The organism is Mixta mediterraneensis (assembly GCF_014946725.1).
GTDB classification, from domain to species: domain Bacteria; phylum Pseudomonadota; class Gammaproteobacteria; order Enterobacterales; family Enterobacteriaceae; genus Pantoea; species Pantoea mediterraneensis.
Genome location: NZ_JACFXY010000007.1, coordinates 45,522 through 64,443 on the forward strand (window position 1 = coordinate 45,522; position 18,922 = coordinate 64,443).

13 protein-coding genes and 10 pseudogenes are annotated in these 18,922 nt (G+C 52.1%); 11 read left to right on the forward strand and 12 right to left on the reverse strand.

Annotation, left to right across the window (positions count from 1 at the left end; all coding sequences use genetic code 11):
* Positions 1-2: 2 nt before the first annotated feature.
* The 3 pseudogenes from H2P46_RS13650 to H2P46_RS13655 all read right to left on the reverse strand — a co-directional run.
* A pseudogene (locus H2P46_RS13650) lies at positions 3-224 on the reverse strand (Tn3 family transposase); the annotation flags it as partial.
* Positions 225-299, reverse strand: a pseudogene (locus H2P46_RS22810) (IS66-like element accessory protein TnpA); the annotation flags it as partial.
* Between the two features lie 1,387 nt (positions 300-1,686).
* Positions 1,687-2,061 (reverse strand): annotated as a pseudogene (locus tag H2P46_RS13655) (E3 ubiquitin--protein ligase); the annotation flags it as partial.
* Positions 2,062-2,236: 175 nt separating this feature from the next.
* Here H2P46_RS13655 and H2P46_RS13660 point away from each other — a divergent pair.
* Positions 2,237-2,353 (forward strand): annotated as a pseudogene (locus H2P46_RS13660) (transposase); the annotation flags it as partial.
* A 57-nt stretch (positions 2,354-2,410) separates the two neighbouring features.
* On the opposite strand, the gene H2P46_RS13665 reads toward H2P46_RS13660, so the two are convergent.
* Positions 2,411-3,106 (reverse strand): IS6 family transposase, encoded by a 696-nt coding sequence (locus H2P46_RS13665; RefSeq protein WP_193405569.1) that lies wholly within the window; start codon positions 3,104-3,106, stop codon positions 2,411-2,413.
* Positions 3,107-3,307: 201 nt separating this feature from the next.
* Between H2P46_RS13665 and H2P46_RS13670 the strand changes: the two are divergent.
* The 3 genes and pseudogenes from H2P46_RS13670 to H2P46_RS13680 form a co-directional block, all read left to right on the forward strand.
* A pseudogene (locus H2P46_RS13670) lies at positions 3,308-3,616 on the forward strand (IS1 family transposase); the annotation flags it as partial.
* Between the two features lies 1 nt (position 3,617).
* Positions 3,618-4,412, forward strand: coding sequence for an L-dopachrome tautomerase-related protein (locus H2P46_RS13675; protein WP_202987461.1), 795 nt, complete (start codon positions 3,618-3,620; stop codon positions 4,410-4,412).
* Positions 4,413-4,504: 92 nt separating this feature from the next.
* The gene (locus H2P46_RS13680) at positions 4,505-4,927 is read left to right on the forward strand and encodes a VOC family protein (protein WP_202987462.1); all 423 of its coding nucleotides are present in this window, start codon (positions 4,505-4,507) and stop codon (positions 4,925-4,927) included.
* A 270-nt stretch (positions 4,928-5,197) separates the two neighbouring features.
* Here the strand turns inward: H2P46_RS13680 and H2P46_RS13685 are convergent, their stop codons facing one another.
* The gene (locus tag H2P46_RS13685; RefSeq protein WP_193405570.1) at positions 5,198-5,410 is read right to left on the reverse strand and encodes a hypothetical protein; all 213 of its coding nucleotides are present in this window, start codon (positions 5,408-5,410) and stop codon (positions 5,198-5,200) included.
* A gap of 98 nt (positions 5,411-5,508) precedes the next feature.
* Between H2P46_RS13685 and H2P46_RS13690 the strand changes: the two are divergent.
* Positions 5,509-6,003: pseudogene (locus H2P46_RS13690) on the forward strand (IS6 family transposase); the annotation flags it as partial.
* A 31-nt stretch (positions 6,004-6,034) separates the two neighbouring features.
* On the opposite strand, the gene tnpC reads toward H2P46_RS13690, so the two are convergent.
* From tnpC to H2P46_RS13710, 4 genes and pseudogenes are all read right to left on the reverse strand, one after another.
* On the reverse strand, positions 6,035-7,606 hold the full coding sequence (tnpC, locus tag H2P46_RS13695) for an IS66 family transposase (RefSeq protein ID WP_193404199.1): 1,572 nt from the start codon (positions 7,604-7,606) through the stop codon (positions 6,035-6,037).
* Positions 7,607-7,625: 19 nt separating this feature from the next.
* Positions 7,626-7,973, reverse strand: coding sequence for an IS66 family insertion sequence element accessory protein TnpB (tnpB, locus tag H2P46_RS13700; RefSeq protein ID WP_193403484.1), 348 nt, complete (start codon positions 7,971-7,973; stop codon positions 7,626-7,628).
* Positions 7,970-8,605 (reverse strand): IS66-like element accessory protein TnpA, encoded by a 636-nt coding sequence (gene tnpA, locus H2P46_RS13705; RefSeq protein WP_193403483.1) that lies wholly within the window; start codon positions 8,603-8,605, stop codon positions 7,970-7,972. Before tnpA ends, tnpB begins: the two co-directional genes overlap by 4 nt.
* A 48-nt stretch (positions 8,606-8,653) precedes the next feature.
* Positions 8,654-9,277, reverse strand: a pseudogene (locus H2P46_RS13710) (aldehyde dehydrogenase family protein); the annotation flags it as partial.
* 417 nt (positions 9,278-9,694) lie between these two features.
* On the opposite strand from H2P46_RS13710, the gene H2P46_RS13715 reads away from it, so the two are divergent.
* Entirely contained in the window at positions 9,695-10,510 is an 816-nt protein-coding gene (locus H2P46_RS13715) for a TIM barrel protein (RefSeq protein ID WP_193405571.1), read from the forward strand.
* 226 nt (positions 10,511-10,736) lie between these two features.
* Here the strand turns inward: H2P46_RS13715 and H2P46_RS13720 are convergent.
* Positions 10,737-10,862 (reverse strand): annotated as a pseudogene (locus H2P46_RS13720) (MFS transporter); the annotation flags it as partial.
* Positions 10,863-11,136: 274 nt separating this feature from the next.
* Here H2P46_RS13720 and H2P46_RS13725 point away from each other — a divergent pair.
* Positions 11,137-12,191 (forward strand): annotated as a pseudogene (locus tag H2P46_RS13725) (AI-2E family transporter).
* Here H2P46_RS13725 and H2P46_RS13730 read toward each other — a convergent pair.
* Positions 12,180-12,860, reverse strand: coding sequence for a FadR/GntR family transcriptional regulator (locus H2P46_RS13730; protein WP_193405572.1), 681 nt, complete (start codon positions 12,858-12,860; stop codon positions 12,180-12,182). The pseudogene H2P46_RS13725 and the gene H2P46_RS13730 sit on opposite strands and share 12 nt — an antisense overlap.
* A 149-nt stretch (positions 12,861-13,009) precedes the next feature.
* On the opposite strand from H2P46_RS13730, the gene uxuA reads away from it, so the two are divergent.
* The 3 genes and pseudogenes from uxuA to H2P46_RS13745 all read left to right on the forward strand — a co-directional run.
* On the forward strand, positions 13,010-14,194 hold the full coding sequence (gene uxuA / locus H2P46_RS13735) for a mannonate dehydratase (protein ID WP_193405573.1): 1,185 nt from the start codon (positions 13,010-13,012) through the stop codon (positions 14,192-14,194).
* 127 nt (positions 14,195-14,321) lie between these two features.
* Positions 14,322-15,127 (forward strand): IS5 family transposase gene (locus H2P46_RS13740; protein WP_238939006.1). Its coding sequence is split into 2 segments (ribosomal slippage): positions 14,322-14,672 and positions 14,675-15,127, totalling 804 coding nucleotides; the frame shifts between segments, so codons are not numbered across the junction.
* Between the two features lie 3 nt (positions 15,128-15,130).
* A pseudogene (locus H2P46_RS13745) lies at positions 15,131-15,634 on the forward strand (MBL fold metallo-hydrolase); the annotation flags it as partial.
* Between the two features lie 118 nt (positions 15,635-15,752).
* Here H2P46_RS13745 and H2P46_RS13750 read toward each other — a convergent pair.
* Entirely contained in the window at positions 15,753-16,595 is an 843-nt protein-coding gene (locus tag H2P46_RS13750) for a 23S rRNA (adenine(2030)-N(6))-methyltransferase RlmJ (protein ID WP_193405574.1), read from the reverse strand.
* A 277-nt stretch (positions 16,596-16,872) separates the two neighbouring features.
* On the opposite strand from H2P46_RS13750, the gene prlC reads away from it, so the two are divergent.
* Complete coding sequence (gene prlC / locus H2P46_RS13755) at positions 16,873-18,915, forward strand: oligopeptidase A (RefSeq protein WP_193405575.1); 2,043 nt, start codon at positions 16,873-16,875, stop codon at positions 18,913-18,915.
* The last annotated feature ends 7 nt before the right edge of the window (positions 18,916-18,922 follow it).

Sequence of the window (18,922 nt, forward strand, 5' to 3'; positions counted from 1 at the left end):
GACAGAACCGTGAAATGAGGTTCAAAGCGAAGCCCAAACCAGTGCAGGATCGCAAAGTTGGCTTTATTGATGCTGTGCATGTCTCCGGTAATGGCTGTGGGTTTCACTTCTGAGGTGTTACGGTACCAGATATCAAAGACATGATGGCCTTCATACTCGTTTGTGCCTATCAGATAACCGTTGATCGGGATGTGGTTACACAGCAGCTTCGCTCCCATTAGGCCAAAGTGGAGGCGAAGTACCTCGAGAAGCCATGTCCGGTGTTTCACGCGATAGTGTCCATTAAAAATGATGGACACTATTTTCCCGAAACCGGAGCCTGCTGCACAGACGGTCTAAATGTGACGCTTACTCCCAATGCTGGCGGTGACTCTCATCAAACGCTCGTTTATTGAGCCTGAAATACGGTTATATAAATAAGCATAGTTATAACTTTCAGGCTTATTGCCAAAAGTTAAGGAATCCTTGCGGTCACCCAATCCGTACTGTTGTGAGAACTGGTTCACCGTGGCCGCCATCTGCGTATACTTCGGATTGCGCATGGCTATACACAAAAGGTGTGTAACCCGCCCCTAGAATTCCCCCAACGACCATACTATTAAGTATGCCCTGAACGGGGGCGGCATAAGCTCCTGAAAATGAGGCGCTAAATAAGGATGCGCGACTTGCTAATGTATTGCATACCTGATCTAAGGCGGTTTTCCGGGTTATTTCATCTTTCGGTCGAAAATCAATACCAATTTTAAGTTCAGGATTATGGGATACATAGGCATTAGCACTACGACTCGTTAATTCATCCAGTGTTTCACCGCCAATATTAACCAGTGCCCGACTAACAATATTCGCAGCTAATTTCCCCATAGCAGGCTCAAGAGCATCAGAAAGCATGTCCATTCCTTGATCAACCGCAATCTGATTTCCCGCATAGACAGCGGCGGAGAACGCGGTTGCCTTTATATTCAGGGGGCCTTCATTATTGTCCTGTAACTGTAAAAAATACTGAGAGAATTCTCGTAAGGGTACATAGACAAATACCGCCGCGATCAACGCATTTGCCGCGACGGCAAGTCCACCGGTCGCTGCTAATGCCGTTCCTGTTCCTACAACTAGGGCGATATTGGCGAGTCGCGAACGCAGAGTCTCTGGCGTTTGTGTTCCTTCTTTAATATCTCGTGCTATTGCTGCCAACTGTAAAACAGCAGGCATTGCAATGCTCACCCCCGCTAAACTCACTTGCGCAGCCTGAGGAAGCGTTTCGAACAAGGCAGGAAGCGCAGCTCTCCTTACATATTCACGTGCAGCGGTGGGCATACCGACAGAAACAGCATTACGCGTAAGTATTGCTCCGGTATTTTTGACATGACGTTGAAAGAATGCCTGCCAGGACTCCGAAGCTTCACTATGGGCAGCCGTATTTAATACTGACTCTGGTATCTCAATAGTGGTGTGTGGTGAATCACTGCTCTGGGAGGGTACTACTTGTCGACATGGTGTATCTGAGCTTTCCGCATTTTGTTGACGGAGGTCAGTGGGTGAACGAGGCAGATTTTTGTTTTCCTCTTTAGCATAAATATCGATGACGAATACCGTCTCTTTTCCTTCCGGAGCACAATAAGTGCCGTTTGATGTTCTAGGTTGCTGCATCATCTTATACAGCAACCCGTTGGCATCATGGGTCATGGTTTGGTGCCCCTGACATTTCACGGTATATTTTCCTGCATCATCGAGAGTGACTGACAGTATCTCCCGGCTGTTTTCGTCCAGGATACTGAAGTGATTATCCCCGTGTCGGCCGGACTGAATGTTCTCCGCGAATCCGGAATATGCGAGCCTCCTGAGCTGTTCAAATCGGTTGACCACATCCTCCCGCGTCGTTCCGGTCGGTGGGTGACAAATCGTCCGGATACACTCCAGTGCTTCAGATTTATGCGTCGTGCAGAAAAACTCCTTAATTTTTTCCCATACGCTCATCTCAGACGGTGTATCAGAGCGGGCTATGTGGTTAATTCGGCTGTCGCTGATTGTGGCAGGAAAACATCTGTTTCCAACATGAAAGGGCATAATACAAACTCTCTCTGCAAATTTACAATAACGCCTGTCAGGTGGTATCAGCGACTGGCGCTGGCGGTTGATGATATAATCTTTGACTTCTCCCCTATTTCACAATACGGTGTGAATCGCCACAGGTTTAACAGACATCTCAGAGTCATTTAAAATGGCTTAAAGAGAGGTGCACATGAGCAGTAAGCGTTATCCTGAAGAGTTTAAAATTGAAGCAGTCAAACAGGTTGTTGATCGTGGCCATTCTGTTTCCAGTGTCGCAAAACGTCTCGATATCACTACCCACAGTCTTTAGGTGGTTCTGTCGCATTAACAGAGCAGAGTCAGCAAACGTTGTGCTGCCGATATTTTAGGCAGCCAACAAATAAAATTGTTCCGCTGGTGACAATCTGTCGCCGGCGGGATGCTGAAGTTGTCCTTTGCGTATCATCTGTAACAACTCGATGCCTGCTAACAACGTCTGCGCCCGGCGGAACGACTTGAATCCCAGCATCGGCCGTATTCGTCGTTTGATATTCCGGTGATCCTGCTCAACCAGGTTGTTCAGGTACTTGCTCTGCCTGATGGTCATCCTTTCTTCTTCTGGTTTGTTGGCGTTAAGTGTGGTCAGGGCGGCCGTGTTGGCGCCACTTTTATCGATAGTCACTACCTCGGGTTCGCCATGATGACGAATGGCCTTGCGAAAGAAACGCAACGCAGCGGCAGCGTCGCGTCTGGCGGTCAGCAGGAAGTCGACGGTTTGACCTGCAGTATCTACCGCGCGGTACAGATATTTCCACTGGCCTTTGATTTTGATGTAGGTTTCGTCCATGCGCCACCGCCGACCCACGGTGCGCTTATGCCGACGAAACGCCTTATCCAGCAACGGCACCAGACGGATAACCCAGCGGTGAAGCGTCGAATGGTCAACAATAATGCCGCGCTCGACCATCATTTCTTCGAGATTGCGCAGGCTAAGGGCATAAGCCAGATACCAGCGAACGCATTGAGCAATAACATCGAGGGGATAGTGCAGGCGTTTGAAGGCTTTTCGTATCAGAGGCATGAGCAGGCAACATCATTAAAAAAAAACAGCATGTTACCCGACGCCGCCTTAATGCGACAGAACCCAACAATCGCCGGCTGCTGGAAAGGCTGGGGCATATCCCACCGGCAGAAGCCGAACGGGCATATTATGCTTCCATCGGGAATAAGGATCTGGCAGCCTGAGTTCCCAACTAAAATACTCTCCCGGAAAACCGGGGCGGTTCAGAGGACGGTTGTGGCACACGTCTTCGGTGAACGCACTCTGGCCACACTGGAGCGTCTTCTGAGCCTGCTGTCGGCCTTTGAGGTCGTGGTATGGATGACGGATGGCTGGCCGCTGTATGAATCACGCCTGAAGGGAAAGCTGCACGTTATCAGCAAGCGTTACACTCAGCGCATTGAGCGACATAACCTGAATCTGAGACAACATCTGGCAAGGCTGGGACGGAAGTCACTGTCGTTCTCAAAATCGGTGGAGCTGCATGACAAGGTCATCGGACATTATCTGAACATAAAACACTATCAGTAAGTTGGAGTCATTACCCAAAAAAGGCGGGGCTAAATTAGTTGCAGTGGATCTTGCCACCAACAAGATTGTCAAAACGTTAGTCTTCCCTTCGAATGTGATGCTGCCAAGCACCTACGTAAATGATATGCGCTTCGATTTCCGCATCGGCAAGGAAGGTACCGTTTACGTCACTGACTCATCGGTTTCCGGTCCTGGAGCCATCATCGTAATGGACATCGCCACCGGGAAGGCCGTACGTCGCTTAAGCGGAGCAAAATCAACAACACCTGATCCTGATTTCATTCCAGTAGTAGAAGGAAAACAGGCGCTGCTGACCAAAGGTGCAGACGGAAAACTTAAGTCGCTGGGCATAGCCTCTGACGGTATCGCTCTGTCGGCTGATGGTAAAACTCTTTACTTCTGTCCATTATCCATCCGCCACCTATATTCAGTATCAACAGACTTACTTCGTGACGAGAACGTCACCGATGAACAACTCGCCGCAGCTGTGAAAGATCTTGGTGAAAAAGGTGCTTCCGATGGTCTGGAAGCTGATGCCAGCGGTGCCGTGTATGCGAGCGATTATGAACACAACGGCATCCGTAAGCGCATGGCTGACGGCAGCTGGCAGACCATTGTCCACGATCCACGAGTTCTGTGGCCGGATACACTGTCGATTGGTCCTGACGACTATCTTTACTTCACAGCTAACCAGGTTCAACGCCAGCCAGGTTTCAATAATGGTAAAGATATACGCGAGAAACCTTATAGTTTGATGCGTGTTAAAATCGATGCAGCGCCAGCTCCGACTCATTGATAAGACAATATTTTACTCTTTCCAGACGTAATAATTGTGAAGCATCAAGTCTCGATTCTTCACATCAATCCAATGAAACTAAGGGGTTGGTAATGAAATACCTGCACACGATGGTACGCGTTAAAGATCTTGAGAAAACTAAGCACTTTTTTGGTCTGCTGGGTCTTGAGGAGATTCAACGAATAGATAACGAAAAAGGCCGGTTTACGCTGCTTTATATGGCTGCGCCAGGCCAGCATGAGGCATCAGTCGAACTGACGTGGAACTGGGACGGGGATGAAGGTTTACCTTCAGACAGTAGACATTTCGGGCATCTCGCCTACGAATGCGAAGACATCTATGCTCTTTGTTCACATCTTGCAGCGAATGGCGTTGTAATTAATCGACCTCCACGGGACGGTTACATGGCTTTTGTACGCAGTCCTGACAATATATCCATTGAACTGCTTCAAAAAGGTGAACCACTGGAAGCCTGCGAGCCCTGGATATCTATGAAAAATGAAGGGCACTGGTAATTATATCTGTATCAGTATTAAAGTTCGCCGTACCGAGGGCGATGATCTTGCAGACATACATCAATGATTGAAATGTGAAGACTCAAAGCATTCAGCGTAGTGCTTCGCGATAATAATCAATCCGCTACGCAACATACTTTCCGAATATGTAGCGTAGCTGCTCCCCGTTGCTCCACACTGAATTTGTTATCAATGTCCGTTGATCGCTCATCGCGGACGCATAGCCCGCTATGACCAGTTTAGTGTTAGAAACAGCTTCATCTGAAGAAACTATGTCGTCTTATTATTTCTGGCCATAAACGTCCCTGCATTACCATCATCAGGATCAACAAACGTAATATCTTCAGGGCTGCGACACGGGCTGTCTAACGACAGAAATATAACAGGTTCTTCCAGCAGCGTTGGCAGTGCATATATAACGTTACGCTTAAAAAAAAGCAGGTGACCAGGAGCAAACTCAGCCTCATCACCAGGATTCTCCATCCAGAATGTGCCCCGTCCGGAAAGCACATAAAGGGGTTCTGTCGCATTAAGGCGGCGTCGGGTAACATGCTGTTTTTTTTTAATGATGTTGCCTGCTCATGCCTCTGATACGAAAAGCCTTCAAACGCCTGCACTATCCCCTCGATGTTATTGCTCAATGCGTTCGCTGGTATCTGGCTTATGCCCTTAGCCTGCGCAATCTCGAAGAAATGATGGTCGAGCGCGGCATTATTGTTGACCATTCGACGCTTCACCGCTGGGTTATCCGTCTGGTGCCGTTGCTGGATAAGGCGTTTCGTCGGCATAAGCGCACCGTGGGTCGGCGGTGGCGCATGGACGAAACCTACATCAAAATCAAAGGCCAGTGGAAATATCTGTACCGCGCGGTAGATACTGCAGGTCAAACCGTCGACTTCCTGCTGACCGCCAGACGCGACGCTGCCGCTGCGTTGCGTTTCTTTCGCAAGGCCATTCGTCATCATGGCGAACCCGAGGTAGTGACTATCGATAAAAGTGGCGCCAACACGGCCGCCCTGACCACACTTAACGCCAACAAACCAGAAGAAGAAAGGATGACCATCAGGCAGAGCAAGTGTAAGCGTCTCATCCAGACCGTATTGACGCTCAGACAAAAGTGAGATCGACCTTCCAGGGCAGCAGATCACGGACCCGGTTCACCGGCCAGTCCTGGATATGACCGATGACGTAACGCAGCCACGCCTCCGGTTCCACGCCGTTAAGCCGGCAGGTGCCGATCAGCGAGTACAGTACCGCAGCACGTTCCCCGCCCGCGTCTGAACCCGCGAACAGCCAGTTTTTCCGCCCCAGGGCAACGCCACGCAGCGCGTTCTCTGCGATGTTATTGTCTATCTCGGCCCAGCCGTTGCTGCAGTACAGGTTCAGCGCATCCCACTGCTTCAGCAGGTACGAGAACGCCTTCGCCGTATCCGAGTGGCGCGACAGCACCTTCATCTGTGCCTGTACCCAGTCGTACAGCGACTGCATCAGCGGGACCGTCTGCTCTTTCCGGACCGCCAGCCGCTCCTCTGCCGGGCTGCCGCGTATCTCCGCCTCGATGGCATACAGTTTACCGATGCGCTTCAGCGCTTCGGTTGTGACGTCGGTCGGTGTGCGGACGTGAACGTCATGGATTTTTCGCCGGGCGTGCGCCATGCAGGCCGCTTCGGCGATACGGCCGTCTTCGTACAGTGCGTTGTAGCCGCCGTAAGCATCGGCCTGCAGGATACCGCTGTATCCGGCAAGGTGTTGCTGCGGATGTATCCCCTTACGGTCCGGCGAGTACGCGAACCACACCGCCGGGGGAAGCGGTGAGCCCGCGTTACGGTCGTCCCGCACGTAGACCCACAGCCGGGCCGTGCGGGTTTTACCGCTGCCCGGCTCCTGAACCGGCACAGGGATATCGTCGGTATGCACCTTGCCCGGAATCAGCACGTACTGGCGCAGCAGGTCATACAGCGGCTCCAGCAGTTCGCTGACCGCACCGGACCAGCGCCCCAGTGTGGCACGACTCAGCTCCACGCACTGACGCCGGTATATCTCTGACTGACGATAGTGAGGCGTGTGCTCTGCGAACTTTGCCGTGACGATGCGCGCCAGCAGCCCGGGACCCGCGTAGCTGCGCTCTATGGGTTTTGCCGGCATGGTCGCCTGAACGATGTGGTCACATCCACAGCAGGCCAGTTTTGGCCGCTGCGTTTCGATAACCTTAAAGGCGCTGCTGATGAGCTCCAGCTGCTCCGATACGTCGCAGCCCAGCGCGCTGAGCTCTCCGCCGCACGACGGGCAGGCGGTTTCTGCCGGCGACAGCGTGCGGGTTTCGCGGGGGAGTGTGGCCGGTAATGGTTTACGGGCAGAAGACTGGCGCAGCGGTTGCGGAACCACCGGGTCATGCTGCTCACCCAGCGCCTCAGCCATCTCCTCCTGCAGGGCGCCGATGCGCTCTTCAGCCTCGCGCACCTGGCGCTGCGTTTTCTCACGCAGCTTTTCGGAGCTTTTGCCGAACTGCATGCGCTGAAGCTTAGTGATCAGCGCCTTCAGCCGGTTGATTTCGCTGGCGTACGCCGCCACCCGCTGTGAGAGCAGGCGGTTATACTCCGCCATTTTGCGGATGGTGGTCTGCTGCTCCAGCAGCAGCGCCCTGAGCCGGGCGTTTTCATCGGGAAGGGATGCGTCCATAACCCCATTTTACAGCAGGTTATATCCGCAGGCCAGGCCGTTCAGTCCGCTGTGGGTGCTTCCAGTTAATGCCTTCCAGCAGCATGGAGAGCTGCGCAGGCGTCAGATGCACTTTTCCGTCACGGGTCACCGGCCAGACGAAGCGCCCCCGCTCCAGTCGTTTGGTGAACAGGCACAGGCCGTCCCGGTCGGCCCACAGCACCTTTATCATGTCGCCGCGACGACCGCGAAAGATAAACAGATGACCGCTGAACGGATCGGTGCGAAGCGTGTTCTGCACTTTCGCTGCCAGCCCGTTGAAGCTACAGCGCATATCTGTCACGCCAGCAACCAGCCAGATCCGCGAACCTGCCGGAAAGCTAATCATGACTCACCCTCCCTGAGTTCGCTGACCAGTGCGCGCAGAAGTTCAGGCGTCAGCGGGCCAGTCAGGTTGAGGCTTCCACCTGGCAACGTCAGCCTGCAGCTGATGACCGGTGGCAGGTCTGCTGATACGACGCCGTTTTGCCTGGGCGGAGGGACAACAGGCTCCATAGTAACCGGAATCAGAGTCGCTCTGTTGGCCGGATCCAGTAGCCCCTGACGATGCAGATTGCGCCAGTTGAACAGCAGATTATCGTTAATGCCATGCTCACGGGCAATTTGAGCCACACAGGCGTCCGGCTGCAGGGTCAGCTCCGCCATGCGAATTTTGAATTCCAGAGGCCAGTCCGGCCGGCGTTTTTTTACAGGAAGATTTGTCTCAAGATTGAAGGCATAGAGCTCTTCCTCCAGGCGTTCAGGCGTGTATTCTTCCGACAATGGCCAGTTAATTCCGGTTCGTCGAAAACGCGTGAACATTTTATGTATGGCAGATGAGCTAAGGTTCAGTTGTTCTGCTATTTCACGGTAAGTCAGAGCCTCATTAAAGCGCAGGCTCAGCGCTGTGAAGATCCATGGTCTTCTGGTGTAAGGCGTATTTTTGTCCACGGTAGTGTCCATGTTCGCGAAAGTGTCCATGGTAGGAAACGCGGGCAAAAATAAAAGACGGTCTGGATGAGACGCTTACTCTTCATTAGAACTATGAATAACATTGAATACACCATCCGGCAGGCCCGCTTCGGTTAACAGCTCTGCCATGCGTACCGCCGCAGAAGGGTCCAGCGCAGGTGGCTTCAGAATGAAAGTGTTGCCGCACGCCAGCGCAATCGGGAACATCCACAAGGGCACCATCGCCGGGAAGTTAAATGGGGTAATACCGGCCACCACGCCAACCGGCTGCATCAGTGAGAAACTGTCAACGCCAGTGCCGACGTTCGGGGAATACTCGCCTTTAAGCAGATGCGGGATACCACAGGCAAACTCGATCACTTCAATACCGCGCGTCAGTTCACCCAGTGCATCCGACCAGACTTTGCCATGCTCAGATACAATCAGTGCTGCCAGCTCATCGCGATGCTGCTCCATCAACGCTTTGAAGTTGAACAGTACGCGTGCGCGACGCAGCGGAGAGGTTTTCGACCATGCCGGGAAGGCATTGTGAGTCACTTCAATCGCCTGAGCGACTTCATCAGCGGTACTTTGTGTCAGTTCGCGCACCACGTTGCCGGTTGCTGGATCATAAACAGGGATGGTTTCGTTGCTGGCGCTGTGGGTGGTTTTTCCGCCAATAAAGTTTCCTACGATATTCATGTTGTAGCCTCTTTGAATGTTTACGTTCCCTGCAGACTGAGCGTGCTGAATGTCACGTTGCCTGATCAGGCAAAGCCAAAAGCGTGCTATGAAACTATTACAGTGAAATAAATTTTTCAAATGAATATTTTTGGAAAATTTCCTTTTAGCGGCACAGATCGCATTTTTCCTGAATCGGTTGCACCGTGCGCTTTTCGCTCGCGATAACCAGTAAACTAGCGCATTCGGGCCATGGGTTAACAACCTGAGTTTTTGCCTGTTCCCCTTCATAAAATCCGGCAAAAAAGCCGGGGCGTGAAACGAAATATGAAATTATTGCGAAGCAGATCTAATAATTTAAATTTCATTATTCAATGATAATGAAATAAATGTTCTCTTTGGCTTCGTCTTCCCCTACTTTGTAACAGGAGCCGTAGAATGGCCATTGATCCAACACGTTTCTGTATTAACCGAAAAATTGCCCCCGCCCTGACGCTGGAAGCGTTTTTCCAGCTGGTGCAGCGTCTGGGATTAAGCAAAGTAGAATTGCGTAACGATATGGCCAGCGGCAAGGTGATGGATGACCTTTCGCCTCAGCAGCTCTGCGCATTGACGGAAAAATATAACGTTGAGATCGTCACGATTAACGCCCTGTATCCGTTCAACCGTACCGATGACGCCCTGATGGAGAAAGCGGAAGCCCTGTTAAAAGAAGCACAACGTATTGGTGCCAAAGCGCTGGTGATGTGTCCGCTGAATGAAGGCATTCTGATTTCGTCCCAGCAAACGCGGGAAGCAATGCAGAAACTCGCGCCGCGTTTTGAACATTATGGCGTACAAGGTCTGGTTGAGCCGCTGGGATTCCCGGTGAGTTCATTGCGCTCCGCTGTACAGGCGCAACAGCTTATTCGTGAGGCTAAGGTGCCGTTCAGACTGGTGCTGGATACCTTCCATCACCATTTGTATGAAAATGCCGAACAAGAATTCCCGGCAGAGATTGATGTGAATCAGATCGGTTTAGTGCATTTGTCTGGTGTAGAAGCTACGCGCCCGAAAGCGGCGTTGACCGATGACGATCGCATTATGCTGAGTGACAGCGATGTATTAAACAGCGTGGCGCAGGTCAAACGCCTGGAAATACTCGGCTATAAAGGTGATTACGCCTTTGAACCGTTCTCATCAGAACTGAACAGCTGGACCCCCGCCGAAATCGAACGTCAGATTCGCCACAGCATCGAACTGCTGCAAGCCTGATCCTCTGCGCGGCGCTGCTTTTTGCGTCGCGTGACCCAACCCTTATCTGTGTCTTGTGACACGTTTTTTGGCCTCGGTCGGAGGCCGCTTTTTTATTCTTCGTTAATCTCTAACCCAGGCTCAGCGGTTTGTCGGCGAATCATGCGTAGAATGCAAAACAGCGCCAGGCAGACCAGCAGCTTGAGTATTCCTGGCGGCATTTATGCCGCGGGCTGTTTTGCACTCAGGGCAGCACCGCCAGCGGCGGGCCGATAGTGAGATAGCTGGCGAAGTTGTACAGCACAATAGAAAAGATCAGAAGGGTAAGCCGAAAACTATGTGGTGTAGATTCCGCTGCAGGTTGCTCTGGCATGAGTCATTGCGCTCGTGTTTGACTGTGCTAACTATCCTCTTTTAAGCATTCACGCCCCCTGCTGCATATTAAGGGTTGGTTAAATTCCCGTCATACCCCTGGGGCTTACTTTTCTCAACGCTCAAAGGGAGTAATAGTTTGCTAACAAGCCCGAGTTCCGGAGCGCAATAAGGCAGAGGCGCGTTAGCTGATTTTTACCGTTTCTCTGATAAATCAGTCGGTTAATTTTACTTACGCTACACTTCTCACAACCCCTATCATTTCAGGAGAGGGAATGAGCGAGTCACAGCAGGAAAAAATTGGGCAAAATATTCTCATCAAACTGGCGATGTTGGTGATTATTCTCTCGGGCATCCGTGGGGCTTCTGACATTCTGGTGCCGTTGCTACTCGCGGCTTTTTTGCCATCGTGCTCAACCCCCTGGTGACAATACTTATGCGGCACGGTTTACGGCGTGGAGTGGCCATCACTCTTGTTATTACCGTGATTTTATTTGTGATTTTGCTGCTGGTCGCGGTAATAGCCAGCTCGGTGAGCGAGTTCTATGCTCTCTATCCACAGATACGTGCCACCCTGGAGCACAAGATGAGTGTGGTTCAGCAGCTGGCGACTCAGTTTCATATTAATGTGTCAACCGATTCGCTGGTGCAACGCTTTGATCCCAGCATGATGATGAACCTGGCCACCAGTGCACTGAGCCAGTTCTCGGGTGCAATGACCCGTTTCGTACTGCTGATATTGACGGTTGTGTTCATGCTGTTTGAAGTACATCACCTGCCCTACAAAATGCGTAATTCGCTGGTTAATCCCAAAATACGCATCGCCGGTTTGCACAAAGCATTGAAGGGAGTCACCCATTATCTGGCGCTGAAAACGCTGGTAAGCCTGGTGACTGGCGTCGCGGTGTGGTTAAGCCTGGTGTTACTGGGCGTGAAGTTCGCGCTACTTTGGGGCGTGCTGGCGTTTATCCTCAACTTCATTCCCAACATCGGACCCATTATTGCAGGCATACCGCCGTTTATTCAGGCACTGCTATTGAACAGCGTATTTGACGCGTTGATGGTAGCGGCGCTGTTTTCGGCCATTCATATGGTGTTTGGTAACTTACTGGAACCGCGCCTGATGGGGCGCGGCCTGGGCTTATCCACGCTGGTTGTGTTTTTGTCGTTAATTTTTTGGGGCTGGCTGCTTGGCCCGGTCGGCATGTTATTGTCGGTGCCGCTAACCAGTATTACCAAAATCCTGATGGAGACCACACCGGGCGGCAGCCGCCTGGCCATTATGCTTGGCACCGGGCGCCCCAAACGCGTCAAAGGCTTAACCAAGTAACCGTTGCTGCACGTGCTGTAAATGATTTTCCATTGCGGCACGCGCAGCGGTTTCATCGCCCGCGACTATCGCCTCGGCAATTCGCTGATGATCCTCATTCATGTCGCGTGCAAAGGCGTTATCTGCATAATGACGTTCCAGCCGCTTAAAGTGCGGGCTGTGGCGCTTGTTCCATAAATATTCCATCATATCGCGCAGCAAATCATTGCCGCTCATTTCGCTGATCAACAGATGAAACTGCTTGTCTTGCTCAAGGAACGCCGCATCATTTTCATTAAACTGTTGCAACTCAGCGGTTAAGGCCAGCAAAGCAGCACGTTGCTGCGCGTTACCCTTGCGCGCCGCAAAAGCCGCCAGCATCCCTTCAAAAGCTTCGCGCGCCTGAAGCAGTTCCTGCAGGCTGAAGCTCTCCACGTCCTTGATTTCATTCTGCGGCAACGGCTGCGCCACATAAATACCGTTGCCGGTTCGTATATCTACCCAGCCGGTCATCTCCAGTGCAATCAATGCTTCGCGCACCGATGAACGGCTCACCCCAAGCTGTTTCGCCAGTTCACGCTCCGGCGGCAACAATCCACCCGGCACAAATTCGCCGTTTTTAATACTATCCATTATCGCATTAGCAATCTGCCGATACAGACGCTCCGTTTTCAGTATGCTTAGCGCCATACCTTTCTCCTTCTCGTAAGCGGTAGGCCAAAGTGTCGCAGCGATCACATTTTTTCATGCTGCGATCCCGATCACGGCCTTTCATTGTCCAGTATCATACTCTTGGTCCAGCGGCCTGACCACTAGGCCAAATTACATACGAGGTGAAAATGGAACACACTTGGCGTTGGTATGGCCCGAACGATCCGGTTTTGCTGGATGATGCGCGTCAGGCGGGTGCAACCGGTATTGTGACCGCTCTGCACCATATCGCTAATGGCGATGTCTGGCCGGTGGAAGAGATTAAAGCCCGCCAGGCATTGCTGGCAGAAAAAGGATTGGTATGGTCGGTAGTAGAAAGTATTCCGGTACATGAATCGATCAAAACCCAGCGCGGTGATTATCAGCGTTACATTGCTAATTATCAGCAATCACTACGCAATCTGGCTACCTGCGGCATTGATACGGTGTGCTACAACTTTATGCCCGTACTCGACTGGACGCGCACTGATTTAGCATGGGAATTACCGGACGGCGCGAAAGCGCTGCGTTTTGATGCTGATGCTTTCGCCGCCTTCGATCTACACATTTTGCAACGGCCCGGCGCCGAAAAAGATTACAGCGAACCTCAACAACAGGCTGCTGCCAGCCGCTTCGCCGCGATGAGCGAAGAGGAAAAAACCACGCTGGTTCGCAATATTATTGCGGGTTTGCCGGGTGCAGAAGAAGGCTATACGCTGGAGCAGTTTCAGGCACAGCTGGCGCAATACGACGGCATTGATAAAGCCAAACTGCGCGAACACATGGCGACTTTCCTGCGCGCCATCGTGCCGGTTGCGGAAGAAACGGGTATTAAACTGGCGGTACATCCTGACGATCCACCACGTCCGATTCTCGGTCTGCCGCGCATTATCTCGACACAGGAAGATATGCAGTGGTTAAAAGAGACCGTCGATAGCCTGCATAACGGCTTTTGCTTCTGTACCGGTTCGTATGGTGTGCGCGCCGACAATGCGCTGGTAGAAATGGCAGAAATCTATGCTGACCGCATCAACTTTATTCACCTGCGCGCTACCCAACGCGAAAAAAATCCCGACAGCTTCCACGAAGCGGCGCATTTAACGGGTGATGTCGATATGGTGGGCGTGATTAAAGTGATTTTGGCTGAAGAACAACGCCGACGTAAGGCAGGTAACCTGCGCGCTATTCCAATGCGCCCTGATCATGGGCATCAGATGCTGGACGATCTGCATAAGCGCACCAATCCGGGTTATTCAGCCATTGGTCGTTTGAAAGGGCTGGCAGAATTACGGGGTGTTGAAGTGGCCCTGCGACAAATCTTTTTTCAGGATTAATGAAGCCGATTGAAAACTAACATCATTCCCAGCTAATCAGACAGCAATCGCTATTTAAAGATGACTTAGAACCTATCCCAAAAGGAATTGTCAGATCGTAAATAATGGCAATTTTTGAGGGCGAAGTATGGCGGGCAACAAGTGGCAGATCAGCGATGGACTCTGGGAGAAAATGGCTCCACTTCTCCCGGAACATAAAACCCACCATCCGCTGGGCACGCATCGTAGACGTGTTGATAATCGTGCCGCAATGAACGCCATTTTCTTTGTGCTCAGAACCGGTTGCCAATGGAATGCCCTGAATGCCACGGATATTTGCTCATCCAGCTCAGCCCACCGCCGCTTTCAGGAATGGCGGGATGCTGGAGTATTTGAACGCTTCTGGCAAAACGGGCTGCTTGCCTGCGAGAAGCGGGATGCCATTGACTGGTCATGGTTGTCGATGGATGGCTGCATGACAAAATCGCCCCTTGCAGGCTCAAAAAAACAGGTCGCAACCCGACTGACAGGGGGAAGCAGGGAGTAAAGCGGAGCCTGATGACCGACGGGAACGGGCTTCCGCTCTCGCTGGCTGTCGCAGGGGCAAATACCCACGACATAAAACTGGTTGAAGATACGCTGGACGCGCTACAGACCGGCAGGCCGGGTCGCAGGCTGCATCTGTGTATGGACAAAGGCTATGAGGCTGAATGGGTGGAAATTTGTTTGAAAGCTCGTCGTTATGAACCTCATATCCAGTCGGGGAAAGAGGAGTCTGAGGCAATTAAAAACAGCGAGTTCAGGGCTCATCGTTGGGTTGTGGAAAGAACGCATAGCTGGATGAATCGCTTTCGCCGCATACTGACGCGATGGGAGAAGAAAGTCGAAAACTACGAGGCGATGCTGCATTTTGCTTGCAGCATCATTGTCTGGAATAAAATCCTTTTGGGATAGGTTCTTAATCATGTTATCGAATGCTTTGGGTATCGCATTGAACAATATGATAAGCCGGGTTTTCTTGATGCCTTGCGCCTGAAAGCCGAAGGCGTGCCGCGCGGTCCCTGGTATCAGCAGTTGAAGCAGGGTAAAACCATTACGCTGGAAGATGGCCGGGAATTTAACGGCGCTGATTATCTTGGTCCCGCTACCAAAGGCAAAACGCTGGCGATTTTCGGCGATACCGCGCCGACGGACGTTGCGCTACAACTGGCCGCGAATGTTGATGTCATGGTGCATGAAACCACGCTTGAAGCGGAAATGATGGAGAAGGCTAACGGGCGCGGACATTCAACTACGCTCCAGGCAGCCGAGGCGGCAAAGAAAGCCGGTGCAAAACGCATGATTGCCACTCATTTCAGTTCACGTTATTTACCACAGGATATGGCGCGCCTGTTGGCAGAATGTCAGTCTGTCTTTCCTGCTACCGAGTTGGCGCATGATTTCGCGGTATTCGACATTTAGGATGGGCGGGGCAGGCAAAACAGCAGGGGCATGACAGGAAACGTTGCTGCACATAATCTGACAGGGGTATCGTCGAGGGTAACAGCCGCGACAGAGATTATCGCGGCTAAACGTCGGGTTATTCTGGCACGACCTGCGTCACGCTGAAGTTTCCCGTACCGGCCGGAACCAGTTTTTGATGCAGCCACGGCAACAGCGTTTTCATCTGGCCCGCCAGTTTCCAGGGTGGATTGATAACAATCATACCGGATGCTGTCATACCGCGCTGGGCGCTATCAGGGCGAACCGCCAGCTCAATTTGCAATATATTTCGAATGCCGGTGGCTTCCAGATCGCGCAGCATATGTTTGATCTGCTGGCGCAATACGACCGGATACCACAACGCGAAAATGCCAGTACTAAAGCGTTTGTGGCCTTCCTGGATACCTTTTACCACTGCCTGATAATCGCTTTTCATCTCATACGGCGGATCGATCAAAATCAGTCCACGGCGTGATGGCGGAGGCAGCCTGGCTTTCAGCTGTTGATACCCATCGGCACGCTCAACGCGTGCGCGACTGTCTTTGCTGAATTCGTTGCGCAACAGCGGATAATCGCTGGAATGCAGCTCTGTTAGCTGTAATTTATCGTCTTCACGTAACAGATGACGCGCAATTAACGGCGAGCCTGGATAATAACGCAGCGTATCACCACGATTGAGGGCATGAATCGCGTCAAAATAAGGTTGCAGCAATTCTGGCGCATCGGGCTGCTGCCAGATACGTGAAATGCCTTCCAGATATTCGCCAGTGCGTTCAGCGTGTTCACCGCTCAGTTGATAACGTCCTGCACCTGCATGTGTATCGAGATAGAAGAACGGTTTTTCTTTTTCTTTGAGCGCGCTGATAATCAGGCTCTGTACGGTATGTTTCAGCACATCGGCATGGTTGCCGGCGTGAAAACTGTGGCGATAACTCAGCATAAAAAATGGGATTTCCGAGGTTGCAGCTAAAATGGGATACAGCGATGTGCGGGATTATAACGCCAGACGCGAACAATTGCTGACGTTTCGCATTGTCCACTCTTATTTGCACCGCTTTGTTGATGTTTCACGGCTTTTTACACCCTGAACCGGACAACTGCCCGTTTCTTCCGCGCCTCGCCTTGCCTGCCATTGATTTTCGCTACACTTAGCCGCATGTTACTAAGATTGCATTGCGCGACCCGTCGCGCCTCATACATTGATAAAGGACTGCGCTATGACCAATCCGTTACTCACTTCTTTTACCCTTCCGCCATTTTCTGCTATTCAGCCTGAGCATGTAGTTCCCGCCGTTACCGAGGTATTGAACGATTGCCGTGCGATGGTGGAAAAAGTGGTGGCGCAAGGCGCACCCTACACCTGGGATAATCTGGTTCAGCCGTTAGCCGAAACCGACGACCGTCTTGGCCGTATCTTCTCGCCGGTTAGCCATCTTAATTCGGTGAAAAATAGCCCGGAACTGCGTCAGGCATACGAGCAAACGCTGCCGCTACTGTCAGAATACAGTACCTGGGTCGGTCAGCACGAAGGGTTGTATCAGGCGTACCGCAACCTGAAAGAAGGTGACAATTACGCGGCCCTGGATTTAGCACAGAAGAAAGCGGTAGATAATGCGCTGCGTGATTTTGAACTTTCCGGCATTGGCCTGGCAAAAGATAAGCAAAAGCGTTATGGCGAAATCGCTGCGCGCCTCTCCGAACTGGGTTCTGCTTACAGCAACAATGTGCTGGATGCCACGATGTGCTGGAGCAAACTGATCACTGATGAAAATGCGCTGGCGGGTATGCCGGAAAGTGCGATGGCCGCCGCAAAAGCACAGGCGGGAGCCAAAGAGCAGGAAGGCTGGCTGTTAACGCTGGATATTCCAAGTTACCTGCCGGTCATGACCTATTGCGACAATGCTGCGCTACGTGAAGAGATGTATCGCGCTTACTCGACGCGTGCTTCCGATCAAGGCCCGAACGCCGGTAAATGGGATAACGGCCCGATCATGGCGGAAGAGCTAGCACTACGACACGAACTGGCTGAGCTGCAGGGCTTTGATTCCTTTGCTCACAAATCGCTGGCGACCAAGATGGCCGAAAGCCCGTCACAGGTGATCGATTTTCTCAACGATTTGGCGAAGCGCGCCCGCCCGCAAGGCGAAAAAGAGCTGGCACAGCTTCGCGCCTTTGCAAAAAAAGAACATGGCGTTGATAACCTGAATCCATGGGATCTCACTTATTACGGCGAGAAACAGAAGCAACATCTTTACACTATCAGCGATGAGCAACTGCGTCCTTATTTCCCGGAATCGCGCGCGGTGGCGGGCTTGTTTGAAGTGGTAAAACGCATTTACGGCATCAGCGCCAAAGAGCGCACCGATGTAGATGTTTATCATCCGGATGTGCGTTTCTTCGACCTGTTTGACGAAACCGGTGAATTACGCGGCAGCTTCTATCTCGACCTGTACGCACGGGAGCTCAAACGTGGCGGGGCATGGATGGATGACTGCGTCGGCCAAATGCGTAAAGCTGATGGCAGCCTGCAAAAACCGGTGGCCTACCTCACCTGTAACTTCAACCGCCCGGTGAAGGGCAAGCCAGCGCTGTTCACGCATGATGAAGTGATCACGCTGTTCCACGAATTTGGTCACGGTTTGCACCATATGCTTACGCGCGTGGAAACGCCGGGCGTTGCGGGCATCAGCGGTGTGCCGTGGGATGCCGTCGAACTGCCAAGTCAGTTTATGGAAAACTGGTGCTGGGAGCCGGACGCGCTGGCCTTTATCTCCGGTCATTATGAAACCGGCGAGCCGCTGCCAAAAGCGTTGCTGGATAAAATGCTGGCGGCCAAGAACTACCAGGCGGCGCTGTTTATCCTGCGTCAGCTGGAATTTGGCCTGTTTGATTTCCGTCTGCATACCGAATTCAATCCGGAAAAAGGCGCGCAAATCCTGGAAACCCTGCGTGAAGTGAAAAACCTTGTTGCTGTCGTACCCAGCCCGGAATGGGGACGCTTCCCGCATGCTTTCAGCCATATCTTTGCAGGTGGCTATGCAGCCGGTTATTACAGCTATTTGTGGGCGGATGTGCTGGCTGCTGATGCTTACTCGCGCTTTGAAGAGGAAGGTATTTTTAACCGTCAAACCGGCCAGTCCTTCCTCGACACTATCCTGACGCGCGGGGGCTCAGAAGAGCCAATGGAGCTGTTTAAACGCTTCCGGGGTCGCGAGCCACAGCTGGATGCGATGCTGGAACATTACGGCATTCAGGGATAAGTCGTTA